The following is a 19,932-nucleotide window of genomic DNA, read 5'->3' on the forward strand; positions in this document are numbered from 1 at the left end:
GCTCCACGGCAGCACGCAACGATGGCGAGAGTACCTCGCCGCTGGCCTCGAGTTGCTCGACTATGCTCATGAGCCACAATATGTAGTGGCCAACATGAACGAAGTCCACAACTTTCGCGCATGGCCCCTGAACGGTTACGCTGCGGCTTCAGCCGCCGGTTACGGACTCCGGCAACCTCACCGATCGTCCGATCGCCGCGTCTCGTGCTCTCCCGCGGTGCGGTGCCACTCCAGTTCGTCGACCGTTAGCGGGCGGATCAGCAGGTCCACCGCGAGCCAGAGCGTCTGGGAGAAGGGGTAGAAGAGGAACGGGGCGATCACCATCATCACCGGGCCGCCGATCTCCAGCAGCGTCCACGGCACGCGCGGCCAGGTGGCGATCATCACCGCGACCACCGCCAGCGCCAGCAGCCCCTCGGCGATGGCGATGTTGAACATCATCGAGCCGAGGAAGAAATCGTGCTCGCCGCGGTCCAGGCGTAGGCCGCAGGTGGGGCAGCGCGGCTTCAGCTTCAGCCAGTGCCGCAGCAGCCCGCCCCCGCCGCACACCGGGCACCGCAGCCGCGCCGCGCGCCACAGCCGCGTCCCCAGCGGCGGCACCTCCGCCCGCGCCGAGCCCTTCGTCTCCTGTCTCATCTATCTCCCGTCTCCGTCAGATTCGATCCAGGCGCGTATCAACGCACTCTCGCACTCTCGCACTCTCGCACTCTCGCACCAAATCTCGCGACCACCGTCCGGCGCGTGGATCGGCAAGCGGAGGACGCGGGAGTGGGAGATCTCCCCACGCACGGGCGCGGGGGCGGCCCCTTACTTGCCGGAAAGCCGCTCCGGGACTAGGTTGCGGACCCTCCGGAGAGCACCGGACGCACACACGAAACCGCACGAATCGGGAACGGAGCCGAGGACGATGAAGTTCGCGCTCGTTGGGGCTTTTCTGATCACCCTGCCCGCGGTGGCTGCGCTGATCTACGGGCTGATCTGGGGACCCCACTGGCTGGTTTACGCCGCGCTCTTCAGCATCGGCCTCAACACCCTTCCGTTCGTTGCCGCCGGCCTGCTGATGGGCAAGGGAAGCGACGGCCACGGCCCCGACCTGGGTCACTGAGCGCGCCGCGGATCGTCACCGCACGATCCTGATCTCGCGCCCGCCCAGCACCCACAAGCGCCCCGCGGCGTCCCATGCGGCGTCGCGGGGCGCTCGTTTGCTCTCCTCCAGCACCCTGCCGTCGGCCGCGGCCAGCAGGTGCAGCTCCCGCCCGAACGCCACGACGGCCAATCTCCCCCCCACCAGCGCCACCCGCACCGCGTCGGGGTCGTGCCCGCCGATGCCGCCGAAGTCCTTCGACCACACCTGCTTGAGCCCCTCGGGCCCGTGCCGCAGGGCGACGACGGAGCCGCCGATCAGCCCGTACAGCGTGCCGTCCGGCCCCGCCACGAGCGAGCGCACCGCCGCGCCGCTGCCGTAGGTCGACAGTAGCGCGCCGGAGAGCGCGTCGCGCACCTCGATGCCGGCGGGGACGTCGTGGCGCTCGCTTCCCGCCAGCGCCACGTACACGCGGTCGCCCAGCGGGGATACGGCGAGGGAGGAGACGGCGGAGCCCGCGTCCGGCCACCCCCACTTGGGCGCCAGCGTCTCCGGCGCGAGGCCGAGGACGCTCCCGTTGCGCGTCGCCGAATAGACCCAGCGCCCGCGCGGATCGCGCGCGAGCGGCGCGTCCGAGCGGCGCACGGCCAGCTTCCCCGCCGAGTCCACCACTCCCGTCGCCTCCTCGCCCCGCACGTACGTCCGCCGGCCCGCGCGCCAGAGCAGCCGCGGCGCGCCGTCCAGCGACACGGCCAAGCGCGCCACCTCGCGCCCCGCAGTATCGACGGCCACCAGCGCGCCCGCCGTCCCGATCCACGCGCGCCCCGCCGAATCGATCGCCAGCGTCGCGTCCTCGGGCACGGAGTCGCGCAGGGGGACGCGGTCGAGGGTGCGCAGCGTATCCTTCTTCCCGCAGGCTACCATCGTCAGAAAGAACAGGAGGAGGGGGATGAAGAGACGAAGCCGCGCGGCGCGGCATCGCCCCTCGTCCCCTCCTGCCCCCCTTCTCCCGAGCTGCAGGAGATGGAGGGAGATGGACGTCTCCCCCGGTGCGCGCGGGTCCGTGGTGGCGGGGGATTCCATCGACCGAAAAGCCAAACGCTCCGAGCCGGTTGCAAGGGTGAGCCGCGGGAGGATGCCCGTCCCGCGCAGCCGGAAGCAAGTGCCACGCCCCCGCCCGTTCGATGATGCGAGTTACCTGACAAGTTGTTAGCTTGTCCGCCGCCCGCGCATCCCTTCCACCCGCCACGCAGGAGCCGATGCCCGCCGCGGACCCCGTCGCCGTCGTGACCGCAGCGCTGGAGGAGTCCGCGCGCGTGAAGCTGGCGCTGCGCGAGCTGGCGCCGCAGGTGGCGCGGACGGCGGCGCGGGTGGCCGAGACGTTCCGCGGCGGCGGGCGGCTGTACGCGTGCGGCAACGGCGGCTCGGCGTGCGACGCCATGCATCTCGTCGAGGAGCTGGTGGCGCGCTACAAGCGCGACCGCCCCGGCCTTCCCGCGCACCACCTCCTCGACGCGCCCACACTGACCTGCTGGGCCAACGACTACGACTTCGCCACCGCCTTCCGCCGCCAGGTGGAGGCGATGGTGCGCCCTGGCGACGTGCTGGTGGCCATCAGCACCAGCGGCAACTCGCCGAACGTGGTCGCCGCGGCCGAGGCGGCGCGGGAGCGCGGCGCGGACGTCGTCGGGCTGCTGGGGCGCGGCGGCGGGCGGCTGGCGGCGCTCTGCACCGAAGCGCTGGTCGTGCCCGCGCGCGACACCGAGCGCATCCAGGAGGCGCACATCACCCTGATCCACCTGCTGTGCGAGCTGGTGGAGCGCGAGCTCTTCCCGGAGTCCGTCACGGACGGCTGAGCCCGCGCGTTCGCATGCGATCCCCCGATCTCCATCCCCCAGGAACGGACGCGGATGAGGAACTTCAAGCTGATGACCGTGGCGGCGGCCGTGCTGGCGTGCGCGGCGCTGGCCGCGTGCGGCGAGAGCGAGGCACGCAAGGAGGCACGGGCGCAGGCGCGCCGCAGCTCGTGCGTGGCGTCGGAGCTGGCGCTCGAGGCCAAGGAGCGCTTGGCCTCGCTCGACACGCAGGTGGTGCGGATGCAGGGCTCGCCGCTGGAGCAGGTGACGAACGCCAGCCACCTCTTCGCCGCCGCCTACAAGAGCTACGCCGACGCCAAGAGCCGCGCCGCCGACCTGGCCGACAGCGCCGCCGTCGCCCGCTCGAAGAACGACTCGGTGCGCCTGGCCGGCGAGTCGCAGCGCGCGCGCCCGCCCGCGCCGCAGCCGGGCGTGCAGCAGAACGCCGCGGAGCGCTTCGAGGCCGACATGCGCGAGGCGCTGGCCAACCCCGACCACCCCTGTAACAAGCAGGGCGAGGACGGCGAAAGCTGATTCCAAGCCTGGAAAGAGAAAGTCTCACGCAGAGTCAGCAGAGTCAGCAGTGAAACAGCTGCAGTTTACTGCTGACCCTGCTGACTCTGCGTGAGACCTGCAGTTTTCAGAGCCTGGACACGACGAAGGGCGGGGCCGCGCGAAACGGCCCCGCCCTTCGTTCCATCCCCCGATCACTCGTCAGTCGTCGCTGCCGGGGTAGACGAGCTTGAAGAAGCGGCTCTCGCCCTCGGGCTGGTGCAGGAACTCCAGCCCGCGGTCGTCGAACACCTGGAACCACTCGTCCCACGTGGTCGCCTCGAGGTTCTCCTCGCGCCCGCCGCTCCCCCGCCCCTCGACGAAGTCGATCCGCAGCAGCCCCTCCCCCGTCCCCTTCACGAACGTCGGGATGCCGCCGCGGGACTCGGCCCACTCGCGGATCTCGTCGTGATCCCTGGTCCGCTTGGCACTCGACATGACCCTTTCCTCCGTCCCGTTGATCCCCGTAGACTGACTGCACGCGGCGCCAGCTCAGGGCAATTCCCGTTCCCTGCGTGGACACTGGTGCCGCGCGCGTCCCGCATTTCACCCGACGGAGGGGTCTCCGAGATGGCCGTGCTGCACCTGCTGGGCACCGGCGCCGCCATGAGCGACGCCTCGCGCACCACCACCATGCTGGCTTTCGAGCACCGGGGCCACACGCTGGTGGTGGACTGCGGCGGCGACGTGGTGCAGCGGCTGCTGGCGAGCGGGGTGGACCTCGACTCGATCGAGGCGATGATCGTCACCCACGAGCACGCCGACCACGTGGGCGGCTTTCCGCTGTTCATGGAGAAGATCTGGCTGGCCGGCCGCCGCCGCCCCATCCCTGTGTACGGCATCGACGAGGCGCTCGCCCAGGCGCGGCGCGCGTGGGAGAGCTTCGACACCAGGGAGTGGAAGGGCGTGCCGGAGATCGAGTGGCACCGGGTGAAGCACGAGCCGGGCGCGACGGTGATCCGCAACGAGCGCTGGCACGTGACCGCCTCGCCGGGGATCCACCCCGTTCCCGTGGTGGGGATCCGCGTGGAAGCGGCCGGCGGCGGCGTGGCCGCCTACTCGTGCGACACCGCGCCGTCACGGGAGATCACGGAGATGGCGAAGGGCGCCGACATCCTGGTCCACGAGGCGCAGAAGCAGCCCGTCCCCGGCGTGCACTGCACCTACGAGCAGGCCGCGCAGGTGGCGTTCGAGGCGGGTGCGCGCCGCCTCATCCTCGTCCATCTCCCCCCCGGCGTGAACGAGGGAGACCTCGCCGCCGCGCGCGGCGTGTTCGCGCACACGGAGCTCGGGTTGGACGGAGGGCGGCATGAGTTCTGAGCTCGCCCGCATCCCCGCCGCCGCGGCGATGGCGCTGGCGATCGCGGGGTGCGCCGCCGCGCAGACCGCCCGCGCCGGCGAGTGCACCCTGCCTCCCGGCGACGAGCTGGTGAACGTGCGCCGCGTGGACCGCACCATCCGCACCGAGGTGCGCTACGCGACGGAAGACAACTTCACCGGCCGCGTCCTCCCCGGCTACGAGCACCCCCGCGCGATGCTGCGCCCCTCCGCCGCCGCGGCGCTGGGACGCGTGCAGGCGCGGCTGCGCGCGCAGGGGCTGGGATTGAAGGTGTTCGACGCCTACCGCCCCATCCGCGCCACGCAGGCGATGGTGGAGTGGGCGCAGCGCAGCGGCAACCAGTGGGTGCTGGACCAGGGCTACGTGGCCCGCTACAGCGGCCACAACCGCGGCAACACGGTGGACCTGACGCTGGTGGACCTCGGCACCGGCCGCGAGCTGGCGATGGGGACGCCGTTCGACACCTTCTCCGAGGCCGCGCACACGGCCAACGCCACGGGCGAGGTGATGGAGAACCGGATGCGGCTGAAGCGCGCGATGGAGGCGGAGGGCTTCCAGAACTACGACAAGGAGTGGTGGCACTACCGGATGTCCGGCGATCCGCCGGCGCTGGACGTGCCGCTGCGCTGCTTCCCCTGAGCCCGCGCGGGAACCGTCGCGGCGGAAGCGGGTAAGCGGTGTCCGCCGTTGAAGATGCGGCATCCAATCCCACACCTCTCGTCCACCTCCCCGGATGTGCAGGACATGAACGCTCGCACCGCCTCCGCGCTGGCCGTCGCCTTCTGCGCCGCCGCGCTCCTTTCCGCCCGCCCCGCCGCGGCGCAGGCCGACACCACCGCGCACGACACGTCGCACGCCGCGCACCCGGCCACGCCGCCGCGCCGCGCGCACCGCGACCGCAACGTGCTGACGCAGGAAGACTTCGCCAGCCGCAACGAGGACAACGCCTACGCCATCGTGCGCGCGCTGCGGCCGGCATGGCTGCGCGGCTCGCGCGGCGCCAGCAGCAACGCCGAGGCCACGCCCGTGGTCGTCTACCGCGACGACGTGAAGATGGGCGGCGAGAGCGAGCTGCGGGGGATCGGCAAGGTGCAGATCCGCGAGATCCGCTACCTGGACGCGATGGCGGCCACGCAGCGCTACGGGATGGACCACGCGGGCGGCGCCATCCTGGTCTCCACCCAGTGACCGGCTGACGCCACCGCACCACTTCCCGCGACGAAGCGCGCGCCCACGCCCCGGTGGGCAACTCCGCCGGGGCGCCGCGCTTCGCCCGGCGTTGGACAGACGTTGCGCGCGGGAGAGGCTCGTCCATCCCGCGGCGGACGCTCCGGATCGCGCCAATCCGCGAGTTGACCCGGTGTCGATTCGACGGTACATTACGGACGTTCCGAACCCATCATCCCGAGCTCCCGAACGCGGCGCCCGCCCTGCCGGGGCCCCGCATCGCACCCCACCCGCGAGGTACCCATGAGCTCCCGCATCGCCATCGCCCTTGCCGCGAGCACCGTTGCCGCGCTGGCGTGCGCGCGCCCCGCCGCCGCGCAGACCGACAGCACCACGTCGTCCACGGCCGTCACGGTGCAGCAGCCGAACGCGCAGCGGCCGCGGATCGACCGCAACCTGCTGACGCCCGAGGAGATCGAGCAGCGGCACGACGCCAACGCGTACGAGATGGTGCGCGCGCTGCGGCCGGGGTGGCTGCGCGGCGTCCGCGGCGCGTCGGGGCTGCGCAGCGCCACGGTGGTGGTGTACCGCGACGGGATGCGCATCGGCGGCGTGAGCGCGCTGACGGACATCAGCATCGAGTCGGTCAAGGAGATCCGCTTCTACAACGCCACCGACGCCACGCAGCGCTGGGGCACCGACCACGGCGCCGGCGCCATCTTCGTCGTCACCCGCTGACGCCAGTCTTCACGAACGATATGACGCGGCCCCGGTCGAGATCTCCTCGGCCGGGGCCGTCGCTTCGCGGTGACTCAAAAAGACAACAGATTGGCCTCACACGGAGGAAACGGAGGGAACGGAGGACTTCTCGTCGTTCCTCCGTTTCCTCCGTTCCCTCCGTGTGAATTTCTTCCTTTCCTTGATCTCACCACCTCGGATCTTCCGCGAGCAGCGCGTCCGCCTCGTCGGCGGGGACGGGGACGGAGAAGAGGAAGCCCTGCGCGTAGTCGCAGTCCAGCGCGCGCAGCAGCTGCAACTGCTCGTTCGTCTCCACCCCCTCCGCCACGACCACCACGCCCAGGTTCCGCGCCAGCGCCACGATCGCCTGCACCAGCTGCGCGTTGCGCCGGTCGAACTCCATCCCGCTCACGAAGCTGCGGTCGATCTTCAGCTCGTCGATGGGAAAGCGGTGCAGGTAGCCGAGCGACGAGTAGCCGGTGCCGAAGTCGTCCATGCACAGCAGCACGCCCAGGTCGCGCAGGCGGGCCAGGATCGACTGCCCCGGCTCGGCGTGCTGCAGGATCACGCTCTCGGTGATCTCGAAGTGCAGCACCCCGGGCGCGATCCCGCACTCGCGGATGGAGCGCTCCACGTGGTCGGCCAGCTCCAGCTGCGTGAACTGCGCGGCCGACAGGTTCACCGACACCCGCAGCGGCCGCCCGGGGAACGCCTCGCCCCAGCGCTGCGCCTGGCTGCACGCCTCCTCGATCACCCAGCGGCCCAGCGAGTGGATCAGCCCCATCTCCTCGGCCACGGGCACGAACACGCTGGGCGACACCCATCCCCGCTCGGGGTGCCGCCAGCGCAGCAGCGCCTCGAACCCCGCGATCCGCCCGTCCTCCAGCCGCACCACGGGCTGGAAGTGGAGCGAGAACTCGCCCCGCTCCATCGCCCGGCGCAGGTCCGTCTCCATCTGCAGCCGCTCGATGGCCTCGGCGTGCATGGCGCGGTCGAACACCTCGTAGCGGTTCTTCCCCAGCGCCTTGGCGCGGCTGAGCGCGGCGTCGGCGTTGCGCAGCACCTCGTCGGCCTGGTCGGCGCCGCCGGTGCTCACCGCGATCCCCACGCTGGCCGAGGTGAACACCTCGTGGCGCGCCAGGGCGAAGGGCGCCGCCAGCACGTCGAGCACCCGCTCGGCCATGTGCGTGGCCTCGATCGGGCTGGCCACCTCGCCCAGCAGCACGGTGAACTCGTCGCCGCCGAAGCGCGCCACCGTGTCGCCGGGGCGCATCACCCCCTCCAGCCGCTCGGCGATGGCCACCAGCATCTGGTCGCCCACGCCGTGGCCCAGCGAATCGTTCACCACCTTGAAGCGGTCGAGGTCCAGGAAGAGCACGGCGAAGGGGTGCTCGCCGCCGCGGCGCACGCGCTCCAGCGCCTGCCCCAGGCGGTCGACGAAGAGCGCGCGGTTGGGCAGGCCGGTCAGCGCGTCGTGCAGCGCGCCGTAGGCCAGCTGGTCTTCCACCCGCTTGCGCTCGGTGATGTCGTGGATGATCCCCTGGAAGCCCACCGGCCGGCCGTCGGCGCCGCGGCGCACGGTGGACGAGACCAGGCAGTGGATGGGCTCGCCGTCGCTCCTGCGCAGCCGCAGCTCGTAGTCGCGCACGTAGCCGGTGCGGTAGATCTCGTCGCGGAAGCGCAGCCGGTCGCTGGCGTCGAAGTACAGGTCCTCCATGTGGAACGACTCCACCGCGTCGCGGGGGATGCCGAACATCTCCAGCATGGCCTGGTTGGCGGAGAGGAGGCGGCCCTCCACCGTGCTCATGTACACGGCGTCGCGGCTCTCCTCGAAGAGCGAGCGGTAGCGCTCCTCGCTCTCGCGCAGCGCCTCCTCGGCGCGGATGCGCTCCGTGACGTTGCGCGCGAACCCCTGCACCCCGCGCAGGCGCCCGCCGCGCCGCACCGCGGTCTCCACCAGCTCCAGCGCGATCCGCCGCCCGTCGCGGTGGAGCGAGAACACCAGGTAGGTGTTGGGGGTTCCGCTTTCCAGCGTGTGCCGCGTCTGCGCGTCGACGATGGCGTCGAGCTCGTGGCCGGTGTGCAGGACGGCGTAGGGCCGCCCCATCAGCTCCTCGGGGGCGTAGCCCAGCACGTCGCGCACCGAGGGGCTCAGGTACTCGTACACGCCCTCGGTGTCGTGCACGTAGAAGAAGAGCTGCTGCGAGCCGGTCAGCATCAGCCGGAAGCGCTCCTCGCTGGTGCGCAGCGCCTCCTCGGCCCGCCGGCGCGCGGTGATGTCGCGGTTCACCCCCAGCGCGCCGATCCGCTGCCCCTGCGCGTCGCGCAACGGCACCACCAGCGTTTCCGACCATCCGCGCGAGCCGTCGTTGCGGACGAAGCGCACCTCGCCCTGCCACCGCCCCTCGGCCTCCAGCGCCTGCAGGATGCGCCGGTTCAGCCCCGGCCCCTCGTCGGGGCTCATCCACAGCTCCAGCGCGGTGCGTCCCAGCGCCTCGTCGCGCGTCCAGCCGTAGATACGCTCGGCGGCCGGGTTCCAGTCGGTGATCCGCCCCTCCAGGTCGCTGATGATCACCGCGTCGTACATGCTGTCGAAGGTCAGCGCCTGCCGCTGCAGCGCCTCCTCGGCCCGCTTGCGCCCCGTGATGTCGAAGCAGGTGCCCAGCCCCGCCGGCTCTCCCGCGTAGGTCACGGTGCCGGTGGTGTAGTCCACCCAGCGCACCTCGCCCGACTTGTGCACGATCTTGAACTCGTAGCGCCCGGGCACGTCCTCGCCGCGCTGCCGGGCCAGGCCGCGGTCGCGCACCAGGTCGCGGTGGTCGGGGTGCACCACCATCCAGAAGTCGGCTGCCAGCAGCTCCTCGCGCGAGTAGCCGGTGAGCTCGGTGGCGGCGGCGTTCACGTACAGGAAGCGGGAGCCGCGGAAGATGAAGGTGGCCGCGGCCACGGCCTCGGCCAGCTCGCGGAACTGGCGGTCGCTCTCGCGCAGCGCGGCCTGCGCGCTCTCGTGCGCCGCCAGCAGCGCACGGTCCGAGGCGGCGTCGTGGAAGGATTCGTTCAGGTCCGCGAGGAATGCCCGCAGCGGCTCGGGAAGCGCGTCGGCCGCGCCGAAGTGCCGCTCGACCAGTGCGGCGAGCTGCGGATCGAGCGCGGAGTCGGCGAGAGGTGCGGACATGCGGTCCCGCGGGAGCATGAAGACGGTCGGCCGAGCCTCAAGGGGGGCGACGCTCGTCCGCCACGGCGCGTCACATCGCGGCGCCGCGGCCCGGGCCGCCCGTCCCCGCGAAGGATGGGCGCGGGGGTGGGAAACCGGCGTTTGGGTGAAGAGGGAAGATAGGGCGCCCTGTCCGGTGGAGCAAAAGATTCCTTCGGCGGGAGCGCGGATTTGGCGCCATGGAGCCCGCCGCCCTTCGCCCACCCGTTCTCGCGGGGAGGTCTACCAGCGCGGCTCGGCGGCCACGAGCTGGAGGAGCGCGTCCGGCTCCAGCGCGGGGGAGAAGAGGAAGCCCTGCCCGTACTCGCACCCCAGCGCGCGGACCAGGGCCAGCTGCGCGGGCGTCTCGATCCCCTCCGCGATCACCGCCAGGTCGAGGGTGCGGGCGATGGTGGCCACAGTGCGCACCATCGGCTCGCCCCCCTCGCCGCCGATGCGGGCCACGAACGAGCGGTCCACCTTCAGCGCGTCGATCGGCAGGCGGTGGAGCGAGGAGAGGCTGGAGTAGCCGGTGCCGAAGTCGTCGAGGTACACGCGCGCGCCCAGCGCCTTCAGCCGCGCCAGCGTGGCCGCCGCGGCGTCGACGTTGTCGACCACCACGCTCTCGGTCACCTCCAGCCGCAGCAGGTGCGGCTCGATCCCGCTCTCCGCGATGGCCTCGCGCACCTGGTCGACCAGGTCGGACTGCGAGAACTGGCGCACGGACAGGTTCACGCTCACGCTGAGCCCCGCGGCCGCCGGCGAGCGCGCCTGCCACTCGTGCAGCTGCCGGCAGGCGTCGCCGATCACCCGCCGGCCGATCTGCAGGATCAGCCCCGTCTCCTCGGCGGGGGGGATGAAGTCCATCGGGGCGATCCAGCCGCGCTCGGGGTGCCGCCAGCGCAGCAGCGCCTCCACCCCCACGATCCGCCCGGTGCGCAGCGAGACGATCGGCTGGTAGTGGAGGGAGAACTCGCCGCGCTCGATCCCCTTGCGCAGGTCCGTCTCCATCTGCAGCCGGGTGAGCGCCAGCGCGTGCATCGCCCGATCGAACAGCTCGTGCCGCCCCGTTCCCGCCGCCTTGGCGCGGTACATGGCCATGTCGGCGTTGCGCATCAGGTGGTCCGGCCGCCCGTACGCGGTGGAGCTCAGCGCCACGCCGATGCTGGCGGAGGTGAACACCTCGTAGCCGCTGAGCGAGACCGGCGCGGCCAGCGCCGCCTGGATGCGGTCGGCCGCCCGCAGCGCGTCCTCCACCGCGCCCAGGTCGTCCAGCAGCACCGCGAACTCGTCGCCGCCGAAGCGCGAGACGGTGTCCGTCTCCCGCAGCACGTTCTTCAGGCGTCCCGCCACGGCCACCAGCAGCTCGTCGCCCACGGCGTGGCCCAGCGAGTCGTTCACCACCTTGAAGCGGTCCAGGTCCAGGAAGAGCACGGCAAAGAGGTAGCCCTCGCGCCGCTTCTCCTGCAGGACGGCGCGCGCCAGCCGCTCCATGAAGAGGTGGCGGTTGGGAAGGCCGGTCAGCGCGTCGTGCAGCGCGTCGTGGCGCAGCTGCTCCTCCACCGCCCGCCGCGCGGTGATGTCGTCGGCGAAGAGGTGGACCACGCCCATCTCCACGTGGGGATGGTAGGTCCACGAGAACACACGGTCGTCGACGTCCACCTCCACCGTGCGGATGGGCTGCCCGCCGGCCAGCGCGGCGGCGCACAGGCCGCGGTGGTTGCGCGGGAGGAAGCCGTCCTCGAGCGGCGTGCCCACCTCGGCCAGCACGTGGCGGGTGGCGGGGTTGGCGTAGATGACGTTGCCCTCGCGGTCGCACTCCAGCACCGGGCTGGGCGCCTCGCGGGGGATGGCGGCCAGGCGCAGCGTCTGGTCCTCCGCGCGCCGCAGCTCGGTGACGTCGTGCGCCACGGCGACGGCGCCCGCGATCTCGCCGTCAGGCCCCGGCTGCGGCGACCAGCGCACGGCCACGCGGCGTCCCGCCGCCCGCCCCGCCGCGGCCACGTCGGCCACCTCGGCGGTCCCACCCTGCAGCACCGCGTCGAGCAGCGAGGCCGGCGCGTCGCCCGCCAGCGCGGCGCCCACCTCCGCGGCCGGCTCGCCCAGCACGTCCGCGGCGGACAGGCCGGTCAGCGCCTCCATCGCCGCGTTCCACACCACCCAGCGCAGCTCGCGGTCGCACGCAGCGATGCCGATGGCCGCGCTCTCCAGCACGCCCTCGGTCACCACCTCCGCCAGGTGCGGGCCGTGCGCGCTCACCGGAACGCCTTCTCGCGGCGGGCCGCAACGGCCCCAAAGGCGGGGCGACGCGCGGTCACGGGGCGGTCGTCGACAGGGTGGACGCGGTGCACGAAGGCTCCCTGCAAGCGAGGCGGAGTCGGCAAGGTGTACGGATTGGCCGCGGCGGGATTCTACACGCGCCGGAGACGGCGATCAAGCCTCCTTTGCTGGCGCGTAACGGGAGCTTGCCGCCGATGACTCAACTTGTCCCCGAGGCGGCCGCAAAAGCTCTGCCATCCCTCCGCTGCCCGAAGGCGGGAGAAACCACGCCGTTGCAGGGAAACGGAAGGTACGATGGCGGGGGATTCTTTTCCGATCTTGGAAGAAATTTTCCGTCCGTGGCCGCTTTGGACGCACCCGGACGGGTAGTCCACCGCCGCACTCCCGCACTTTCGCGCTCCCGCACTGTATCACTCCGGCACATCCCGGCCGCAGATTGTCCAAGATCCGCCATGGATGCGCGTTCTTCCTCCGCCCGGCGGCGGGGGCGCGGCGCGCTACGCGACTGGCGACCCTCTTGCATGCGCGATTATCTTTGTTGAACCCCCACCGGACCGGCGCCGCCCGAGCCCGGGCCGGTGGACGGGAACCCTCTCACGGCGGGTCGAGGGATCCATGGATTTCGGCGGCCGTTCCAACCAGTACGACGACGAGGCGGGCTACCGCGGCCTGCAGCTGCGCGAGCGCATGGAGGCGCTCGGGCAGGTGTCGGCCGAGCTGATGCACGACCTGGCGATGGGGCTCAGCGCCATCGAGGCGCGCGCGCGCCTGGCCGCGGCCGAGGCGCGCGCCGGGCACGCCGTCACCGGCGACCTGGAGCAGGTGGTCGACGCCAGCGCCGACCTGAACCTGATGGTGCGCGACACGCTGGACGTGGTGCAGGGGCGCGCCATCTCGCCCGAGGTGCGCTTCGACGTGGCCAGCGTGGTGGAGGGTGCGGTGGGACGCTTCTTCCGCGGCTCGCGCGGGGTGGAGGTGCGGCTGCGCACCGAGCTTCCCGGCACGGTGGAGGTGGAGGGGCGCGCGTCGTTCCTCTTCCGCTCGGTCATGAACCTGCTGTCCAACGCCATGCGCCACTGCCGCAGCGAGGTGCAGGTGGGCGTGAGCGTCGAGGATCCGCGCCGGATGGACGAGGACGCCGAGGCGGTGGTCTGCATCGACATCGAGGACGACGGCGCGGGGCTGGACCTGGCGCGCGCCGCCACCGTCTTCGAGCCCGCCCCCTTCGGCGACCCCGAGGGCGTGGGGATGGGGCTCTCGGCGGTGGCGTGGATGGTGGCGCAGCTGGGCGGCTGGGTGCGGCACCGCCCCGGCGACGAGCTGGGCGGCGCCTGCTTCGAGATCCGCCTGCCCGTGGCCGACCACGCCACGAGCACGGGCTGATCTCCAGCATCGGCAGACGAAACTCGGAGGAGCCGGCGGTCGAGCGACCGCCGGCTCTCCTTTTTCACACAGAGGGCACGGAGATCACGGAGGCACAGAGAACCAAACGCGGTCCTCTACGCCTCCGTGATCTCCATGTCTCTGTGTGACTTTCTGGATCGAGGATTACGGGATCAGCCCGCCGACGGCGCCGGTGACGGACCCGCCGAGCGACCCGCCCGCGTTCAGCACGCCGCCCACCCCCGCCGTCGCGCCCGCGGCGACGTTGCCGGCCGCGTCCAGGCCGCCCGTGGAGCCGCGCAGCATCGCGTCCACGCTGCCGGTGGCGGCCAGCTGGGTGATGGCGCGGTCGCTGGCGTTGTGCTGTAGCCGCGAGGCGATTGCCGCCGCCGCGCCGTGGAAGTCGCCGCTTTCGGCGCCAAGGCTGGCGAGCGCGTTCAGCGACGCCGTCAGCGAGCGGCGGGCGGGCGCGCGCTCCGCGAGCACGGCGAGGTCCGCCTGCGACGCGCCGCGCGCTATCGCGTTCGCGCCGGCGACGATCTCCGCGCGCGAGGCGGTGCGCTCGCCGCGGCGGCCGAGGGCGTCGCGCGAGGCGTCGAGGCGCGCGTACGCATCGGCTGCGGCGCGGGCGGCCTGCGCCTCGGACGCGCCGCGGGCTCGCGCCTCCGCCGCCGCGCGAGCGACGACCTCCGACGGCAGCCCGGCGTCCGCCGCGGCTCGCACGCTGACGTCCGCGCCCGCATTGGTACGCGAGCCGGCGGCGTTGGCCTGCGCGCGGGCGGACACATTCGTCCGCGCCTGTACCGTCGTCTGCGCCGCGAGCGCGGCGGGGGCGGCCAGCAGCGCAGCCGCCGCGATGTACGTGATCTTCCGCATCTTCTTCATCTCCATCTGCAGTTTTGTTCTCCTCATCCCGTCGCGGCGGACGGCGGCCACACGCACCGCCATCCGCCGCACTCAGCACTCAACACTTCAGCTCGCCGTCACCTGCACCGCGCTGGCGAAGGCGGTCTCGCTGACGGTGTGCGTGGTCGCGCTCGCCTGATTGAGCCAGACGTTGCTGTTCAGGTTGATCAGCAGGTTGGTGGTGGCGCCCGCGTTGGCCGTCGCGCTCACCTGGCGCTCCACGGTGATGCTGCCGTCGCCCTGCGTGTCCACGCTCACGTTGCCGGTGAGCAGGCCGGTGCTGATCTGCAGGCTGCTGCTGAGGCTGGCGTTCACCTGCTCGAACACCACGCGGACGCGGGCGTAGGTGCCGGCCTCGACGCGCGAGGTGGCGAGGACGGCGGCACCCCCCTGCCCCGACGCGTCGACCACCGCGTGCGAGGCGGCGTTGTTGGTCAGCTCCACCCAGCCGCCCGTCTGCGTCTGCACGTACACGCGGGCGCGGAAGTCCACCGTGCCGCTGGCCGTCGTCGTGGCGAAGCGCGGCGCGCCGCCGTCCGCCGGCGCCATCGCGGCCGACGCGCCGTTGTCGTCGCCGATGGCGGAGGCGCGCATGGTCGAGTTCCCCGAGCCGGACACGCCGGTCGCGTCCGAGCAGGCGCCCAGCATGGCCGCCGTGGCGAGGGCGAACAGCGTCGCATACGTCTTCTTCATCGTCTTCCTCCAGGAGCCCGTCAGGGTCGAGCGGCGGCGGGCACCACGCCCGCCGCATCTGGCCCGACTGCAAGGCAGCGGCGGTGCCACCTCCAAAATCGTTGATATCACTAGGTTTCCGGAAAATGTCGATCGCGCACGGACAGAGTCTTGTCACATTTTCCGGCAAGCCCGCGGACGCGGCTTTCACATTTTGCAATCATGGCATGCGTCCGAGCGACAGGCGGCCCGTGGTTCGGGAGCCGGCCACAGATTCCTCAGGCGCCATGGCCATGGCATGGACGATAGGGCGGCACAGCGCCTTCGGAATGACATTCCGGCCTCGCAGCGGCTGGTTCAGGTCTTCATCCTGCGCGGGTGGACGGCGGCCGATCAGCCGCCATCCCCGCACTCCGCACTGAGCACTCAGCACTTCAGTTCGCCGTTACCTGCACTGCGCTGGCGAACGCCGTCTCGCCGACGCTGCGTGTGCTGGCGCTCGCCTGGTTCAGCCAGACGTCGCTGTTCAGGTTGATCCGCAGGTCGGTGGTGGCGCCTGCATGGGTCGTCACGCTTACCTGTCGGACGCAGGGCGAGGCAGCCGTGGTGCCATCCCCTAAACTGTTGACGTTACTGGGTTTTAGGGAGATGTGGATTGGGCGTGGCCAAAGTCTTGCCACATTTTTCGGCAAGCGCTCGGAAGCAGCTTCTAACATTTTGCACTCGATGGAGATGGCGGAGCGGAGCGGCGGGATCCTGCTGATCGGCGGCGACGCAGCGACGGCCGCGGCGGTCCGCTCCGCCGCGCGCGACGCTGGCGTGGTGGCGCGCGTCGCCGCGTCGCTGACGGACGGGCTGCGCGCCCTGGGCGAGCACGGGTGGGGCGCGACGCTGCTGTCGGTGGAGACGGCGGGAGAGGACCCGGAGCTCATCCGCCGCATCGCCGACGAGGCGAACGCGGGCGCGCTGGTGCTCGTCGCCGCCGTGCCGTCGCTGCGCCTGGCGATGGAGGCGCCGCGCCTGGGCGCCGCCGAGCTGCTGGCCGAGCCCGTCCGCGCGGAGGACGTGCTCCGCATCCTCGGCGCGGCGGGGCCGACCGGCGAAGGGGTGCCACTCCCGGAGCTCGATGGAGATGGGGACGAGCTGGTGGGCTCATCCCCCGAGCTGCTGGAGGTGTTCAAGACGGTAGGGCGGATCGGCCCGAGCCCCGCGACGGTGCTGGTGACGGGCGAGTCGGGGACGGGGAAGGAGCTGGTCGCGCGCGCGATCCACGCCGTCAGCCCGCGCGCGACGCGGCCGTTCGTGGCGGTGAACTGCGCGGCGATTCCCGAAGACCTGCTGGAGAGCGAGCTGTTCGGCCACGAGCGCGGCGCGTTCACCGGCGCGGTGGCGCGCAAGATCGGCCGCTTCGAGCGCGCGCACGGCGGCACGCTGTTCCTGGACGAGATCGGCGACATGAGCCTGGTCCTGCAGGCCAAGATCCTCCGCGCGCTGCAGGAGCGGGAGATCGAGCGCGTGGGCGGCGAGGAGCGCATCGCGCTGGACGTGCGCGTCGTTGCGGCCACGCACCGCGACCTGGCGGCGCTGATCGCGTCGGGCGACTTCCGCGAGGACCTGTTCTACCGCCTGGCCGTGGTGCGCCTCCACCTCCCGCCGCTCCGCGAGCGCCGCGGCGACATGCGCGCGCTGGCGCTGCACTACGCCGCCCGGTTCGCGCGCGCGTACGCTCGCCCGCTGCGCGCCGTCGCCGAGGATGCGCTGGCGCGGCTTGAGACGCACCCGTGGCCCGGCAACGTGCGCGAGCTGCGCAACGTGATCGAGCGCGCGGTGCTGCTGGCGACGGGCGACGTGCTCCTCCCCGAGCACCTGGAGCTGGACGCCCGCGCCGGCGCCGAGCCGGCGGCGTCCACCGGACCGACGCTGCCGGGATGGAACGCGGAGATGACGATGGCGCAGGTGGAGGCGCTGCACATCCGCGAGGTGCTGGACCGCGTCGGCGGCCACTTCGGCAAAGCCGCCGACATCCTGCAGATGCACCGCAACACCGTGTCGCGCAAAGCGATGGAGTACGGCATCATCCCGCGGGAGTAGAAGCATCGTGTGATCCTCAACCGGGTTGACCCTCACCCGAAAATCTGGAAGGGCCGACACATAACCCCCGTGTCGGCCCTTCCAGATTTTCGACCTCTCCCGACAGCAGGAGAGGTGAACTGCAACTGCAACTAAGTTCATGCGGCATTTGCAGTTATATCCTTGTAGATACCGGCCGGCAGAATCATCCCGACCCGCGCTGCACCCTCTCTCCCCGCGCTGAGGTCTCCCCCCTTCTCCCGTTATCGGGAGAAGGGGGGTCGGGGGGGATGAGGGCCCTCGCGCGCAGCGCGACCCCGCTGTTGAGGATGCCAGTCCTGCCGGATTTCTCGCCCGTTCTCACAAATTGTGGCAACCACAATCCATCTCCATCTCCCTCGAATCCCCAAAAACCCCAGCAACCACGCCGAATTCCCATCCCCCACCCATGGAACGACGCCTGCCTTGAGACTCTGGCGCGGTCCGGAACGCCGGCCCGCGCGGAATCCTGGCAACCGTAGCCGCATCTCCCGACCGTGACCACGCGCCCGCTGAAAGTCGACCACGCGCTCAAGGCCCTCCCCGAGGTCGACGACCTGGGCGGGCTGCGCGAGGCGCTGATCGGCGCGTCGCGCGAGGACCGCGGGCGGGCGTGGGCGGCGTCGGAGGCATACGCCACCGTCGACGCGCGCATCGCCGACACGGCGGCGCTCGACGCGCGCATCGCCGCCATCGCGGACGAGGCGCGATCGCGGGTGGAGACGGTGATGCGGCACTCGCTGGCCGCCCTGCGCGCGCTCGAGGCGGGCGACGAGGCCGCGGCGTCGCGCGCGCTGGTGGCCGCGGGCGAGGTGGAGGAAGACGCGGGACGGCTGGACGCCGCCGAGGCGTGCTACCGACAGGCTGCCGCGCTCGGCCGGCGCCCGCGCGACCGCAGCGCCGAGGGGCTGGCGGTGCGGCGTCTCGGCCGCATCGCCCGCGAGCGCGGCGACCTGGATGCGGCGCTGCGGCACTATCTCGCCAGCTACGAGATCGCCGTGGCGCAGCGCGACACGGAGGGCGCGGTCGTTGCCTGCCAGGGCACGGGCAACGTGTACGGCGACCAGGGGCTGTGGGAGAAGGCGCGCGAATGGTACGAGCGCGGCGTCTCACTGCTCAGCGAGGAGATCCCGACGCGGCCGCTCTGGCAGCTGTACAGCAACCTGGCCGTGGTCGCGCGGCGCACGGGCGACCTGGGCGCGAGCGAGGCGTGGCTGGACCGCGCGGAAGCCATCGTCGGCCAGTTGGACGACGCGGCGGGGCGGCTGCCGATCGAGAACGGGCGCGCGCGCCTGCTGGTGGAGCGCGGCGACTACGCGGCGGCAGCGGCGGCGTATCGCCGATCCCTCGAGGCGCAGGGATCGCCGTCGCTGCGCGGCGCGGTGCTTTCGAACCTGGCCGACTGCCTGCTGCTGGCGGGCGACCTTCGCGGCGCCGTGGCCGCGGCGCGCGAGCTGGAGCGGCTTGCGATGGTGCATCGACTCACGCCGCTGCTGCCGCACGCGTACCGCACCCTCGGCGCCGCCGCACGCGCGCGCCGCGACGAGGAGGGATTCGTGTTCTACGAGCAGGCGCTCGACCTCTGCCGGGCGCCCGGATCGCCCCCTTTCGAGCTGGCGCAGACCCAGCATGAGTACGCGCTGTTCGAGGCGGCGATGGGCCATCCGGAGAGCGCCGTCGCGCGGCTCGACGAGGCGCTCGCCATCTACCGCCGCCTGGGAACGCGGCCGGAGATGGAGAAGGCGGAGCGGGAGAAGGTGGAGATACAGGCGCAACTCTCTGGCGTGCAAAGGGTTGAAGATACGGTCGAGATCACTTCTGAAGACGGTGGACGATGAAGATGCATGCGAGGGGCGCGGCCGCCGCGCTGCTGCTGGTGATCGGGCTGGGGGGATGCGGCAAGGAGGTGCTGGTCGGCGGCCAGAAGCACGTCGAGACCAGCGCGACCGGCGACGGCACGCCGGAGGGGAACGCGTCGCGCGCACCGGCGTTCGCGCTGGCGCCTGCGGACGGGCCGAATGCCGCCACCGCGATCGCCGGTCGCGCGCAGGGAACGATCGGCTTCGACGCGCGGGTGTTTCTGGTGACATCCGGCGGCGACGTCATCCCACTGGCCGACGCGACCGGGACGACGGTGCGCATCGACGGCGGCGACACCGTGCACATCGCGTCGAGCGGCGTGCCGGTGGACCGTTACACCGCGGTGCGCGTCACCTTCACCCGCGTGCAGGCCAACGTCACCAGCGGGCTGGTGATCGGCGGCACGAGCGTGACCGGCCTGCTCAGCGTCTCCATCCTCCCCGGCGACAGCATCGTGGTGGAGCGCGCGGTGGACCTGGGCGCGCCCGAGGCCGACGCCCGGCTGCTCGTCGATCTCGACGCATCCGCCTGGCTCGGCGCGGCGAACCCGATGACGCGCCTGGTCGCCGCCGCCACCTTCCGCGACGCCGTGAAGGTCAGGACGTACTGATCGCGCGGGAGTGAAGATATCGCCCCGCGCATCGGCAATCTTGATTTCACACGGAGGGCACGGAGATCACACCGGCACAGAGAACCCATCGCGGTCCTCTGTGCTTCTGTGATCTCCGTGCCTTCTGTGTGATGCCAGGTATGGGGAAAGTATTGGCGCATCCGACCGAATCTCGTGCTGCCG

General features: G+C 71.9%; 19 protein-coding genes. 11 read left to right on the forward strand and 8 right to left on the reverse strand.

The window, feature by feature from the left end:
- Positions 1–177: 177 nt before the first annotated feature.
- Positions 178–636, reverse strand: coding sequence for a DUF983 domain-containing protein (locus tag VF092_29840; GenBank protein HEX6751532.1), 459 nt, complete (start codon positions 634–636; stop codon positions 178–180).
- Between the two features lie 271 nt (positions 637–907).
- Between VF092_29840 and VF092_29845 the strand changes: the two genes are divergently transcribed.
- Complete coding sequence (locus VF092_29845; protein HEX6751533.1) at positions 908–1,105, forward strand: hypothetical protein; 198 nt, start codon at positions 908–910, stop codon at positions 1,103–1,105.
- A 15-nt stretch (positions 1,106–1,120) separates the two neighbouring features.
- Here VF092_29845 and VF092_29850 read toward each other — a convergent pair whose 3' ends face one another.
- Complete coding sequence (locus VF092_29850; protein ID HEX6751534.1) at positions 1,121–2,008, reverse strand: hypothetical protein; 888 nt, start codon at positions 2,006–2,008, stop codon at positions 1,121–1,123.
- Between the two features lie 335 nt (positions 2,009–2,343).
- Here VF092_29850 and VF092_29855 point away from each other — a divergent pair, with 335 nt between their 5' ends.
- Positions 2,344–2,940 carry an SIS domain-containing protein gene (locus VF092_29855; GenBank protein ID HEX6751535.1) on the forward strand — a complete coding sequence of 199 codons (597 nt, stop codon included), beginning with the start codon at positions 2,344–2,346 and terminating at the stop codon, positions 2,938–2,940.
- A gap of 54 nt (positions 2,941–2,994) precedes the next feature.
- Positions 2,995–3,474 (forward strand): hypothetical protein, encoded by a 480-nt coding sequence (locus tag VF092_29860; protein HEX6751536.1) that lies wholly within the window; start codon positions 2,995–2,997, stop codon positions 3,472–3,474.
- Between the two features lie 180 nt (positions 3,475–3,654).
- Here the strand turns inward: VF092_29860 and VF092_29865 are convergent, their stop codons facing one another.
- On the reverse strand, positions 3,655–3,930 hold the full coding sequence (locus VF092_29865) for a hypothetical protein (protein ID HEX6751537.1): 276 nt from the start codon (positions 3,928–3,930) through the stop codon (positions 3,655–3,657).
- Between the two features lie 132 nt (positions 3,931–4,062).
- Between VF092_29865 and VF092_29870 the strand changes: the two genes are divergently transcribed.
- The 4 genes from VF092_29870 to VF092_29885 all read left to right on the forward strand — a co-directional run bounded on the left by VF092_29870 (position 4,063) and on the right by VF092_29885 (position 6,736).
- Positions 4,063–4,812, forward strand: a complete 750-nt coding sequence (locus VF092_29870; GenBank protein HEX6751538.1) for an MBL fold metallo-hydrolase — start codon at positions 4,063–4,065, stop codon at positions 4,810–4,812.
- A complete protein-coding gene (locus VF092_29875; protein ID HEX6751539.1) occupies positions 4,802–5,470 on the forward strand; it encodes a M15 family metallopeptidase in 669 nt (222 codons plus the stop codon). The genes VF092_29870 and VF092_29875 overlap by 11 nt, the downstream gene beginning before the upstream one ends.
- Positions 5,471–5,575: 105 nt before the next feature.
- The gene (locus VF092_29880; protein HEX6751540.1) at positions 5,576–6,019 is read left to right on the forward strand and encodes a hypothetical protein; all 444 of its coding nucleotides are present in this window, start codon (positions 5,576–5,578) and stop codon (positions 6,017–6,019) included.
- A 282-nt stretch (positions 6,020–6,301) separates the two neighbouring features.
- Entirely contained in the window at positions 6,302–6,736 is a 435-nt protein-coding gene (locus tag VF092_29885) for a hypothetical protein (protein HEX6751541.1), read from the forward strand.
- 187 nt (positions 6,737–6,923) lie between these two features.
- Here the strand turns inward: VF092_29885 and VF092_29890 are convergent, their stop codons facing one another.
- Positions 6,924–9,911: a PAS domain S-box protein gene (locus VF092_29890; GenBank protein HEX6751542.1), complete on the reverse strand. Its 2,988-nt coding sequence runs from the start codon at positions 9,909–9,911 to the stop codon at positions 6,924–6,926.
- Positions 9,912–10,172: 261 nt separating this feature from the next.
- Positions 10,173–12,188 (reverse strand): EAL domain-containing protein, encoded by a 2,016-nt coding sequence (locus VF092_29895; GenBank protein HEX6751543.1) that lies wholly within the window; start codon positions 12,186–12,188, stop codon positions 10,173–10,175.
- Between the two features lie 636 nt (positions 12,189–12,824).
- Between VF092_29895 and VF092_29900 the strand changes: the two genes are divergently transcribed.
- Positions 12,825–13,592 (forward strand): HAMP domain-containing sensor histidine kinase, encoded by a 768-nt coding sequence (locus tag VF092_29900; GenBank protein HEX6751544.1) that lies wholly within the window; start codon positions 12,825–12,827, stop codon positions 13,590–13,592.
- Between the two features lie 165 nt (positions 13,593–13,757).
- Here the strand turns inward: VF092_29900 and VF092_29905 are convergent, their stop codons facing one another.
- From VF092_29905 to VF092_29915, 3 genes are all read right to left on the reverse strand, one after another.
- Positions 13,758–14,468: a hypothetical protein gene (locus VF092_29905; GenBank protein ID HEX6751545.1), complete on the reverse strand. Its 711-nt coding sequence runs from the start codon at positions 14,466–14,468 to the stop codon at positions 13,758–13,760.
- Between the two features lie 96 nt (positions 14,469–14,564).
- A complete protein-coding gene (locus VF092_29910) occupies positions 14,565–15,191 on the reverse strand; it encodes a hypothetical protein (GenBank protein ID HEX6751546.1) in 627 nt (208 codons plus the stop codon).
- A gap of 413 nt (positions 15,192–15,604) precedes the next feature.
- Positions 15,605–15,742 (reverse strand): hypothetical protein, encoded by a 138-nt coding sequence (locus VF092_29915; GenBank protein ID HEX6751547.1) that lies wholly within the window; start codon positions 15,740–15,742, stop codon positions 15,605–15,607.
- A gap of 160 nt (positions 15,743–15,902) precedes the next feature.
- Between VF092_29915 and VF092_29920 the strand changes: the two genes are divergently transcribed.
- From VF092_29920 to VF092_29930, 3 genes are all read left to right on the forward strand, one after another.
- Entirely contained in the window at positions 15,903–17,261 is a 1,359-nt protein-coding gene (locus VF092_29920) for a sigma-54 dependent transcriptional regulator (protein ID HEX6751548.1), read from the forward strand.
- Between the two features lie 515 nt (positions 17,262–17,776).
- Positions 17,777–19,117 (forward strand): tetratricopeptide repeat protein, encoded by a 1,341-nt coding sequence (locus tag VF092_29925; GenBank protein ID HEX6751549.1) that lies wholly within the window; start codon positions 17,777–17,779, stop codon positions 19,115–19,117.
- Positions 19,114–19,749 carry a hypothetical protein gene (locus tag VF092_29930; protein ID HEX6751550.1) on the forward strand — a complete coding sequence of 212 codons (636 nt, stop codon included), beginning with the start codon at positions 19,114–19,116 and terminating at the stop codon, positions 19,747–19,749. The genes VF092_29925 and VF092_29930 overlap by 4 nt, the downstream gene beginning before the upstream one ends.
- Positions 19,750–19,932: the final 183 nt, after the last annotated feature.

The sequence above is a fragment of the Longimicrobium sp. genome, assembly GCA_036377595.1.
Taxonomy (GTDB): Bacteria; Gemmatimonadota; Gemmatimonadetes; order Longimicrobiales; family Longimicrobiaceae; genus Longimicrobium.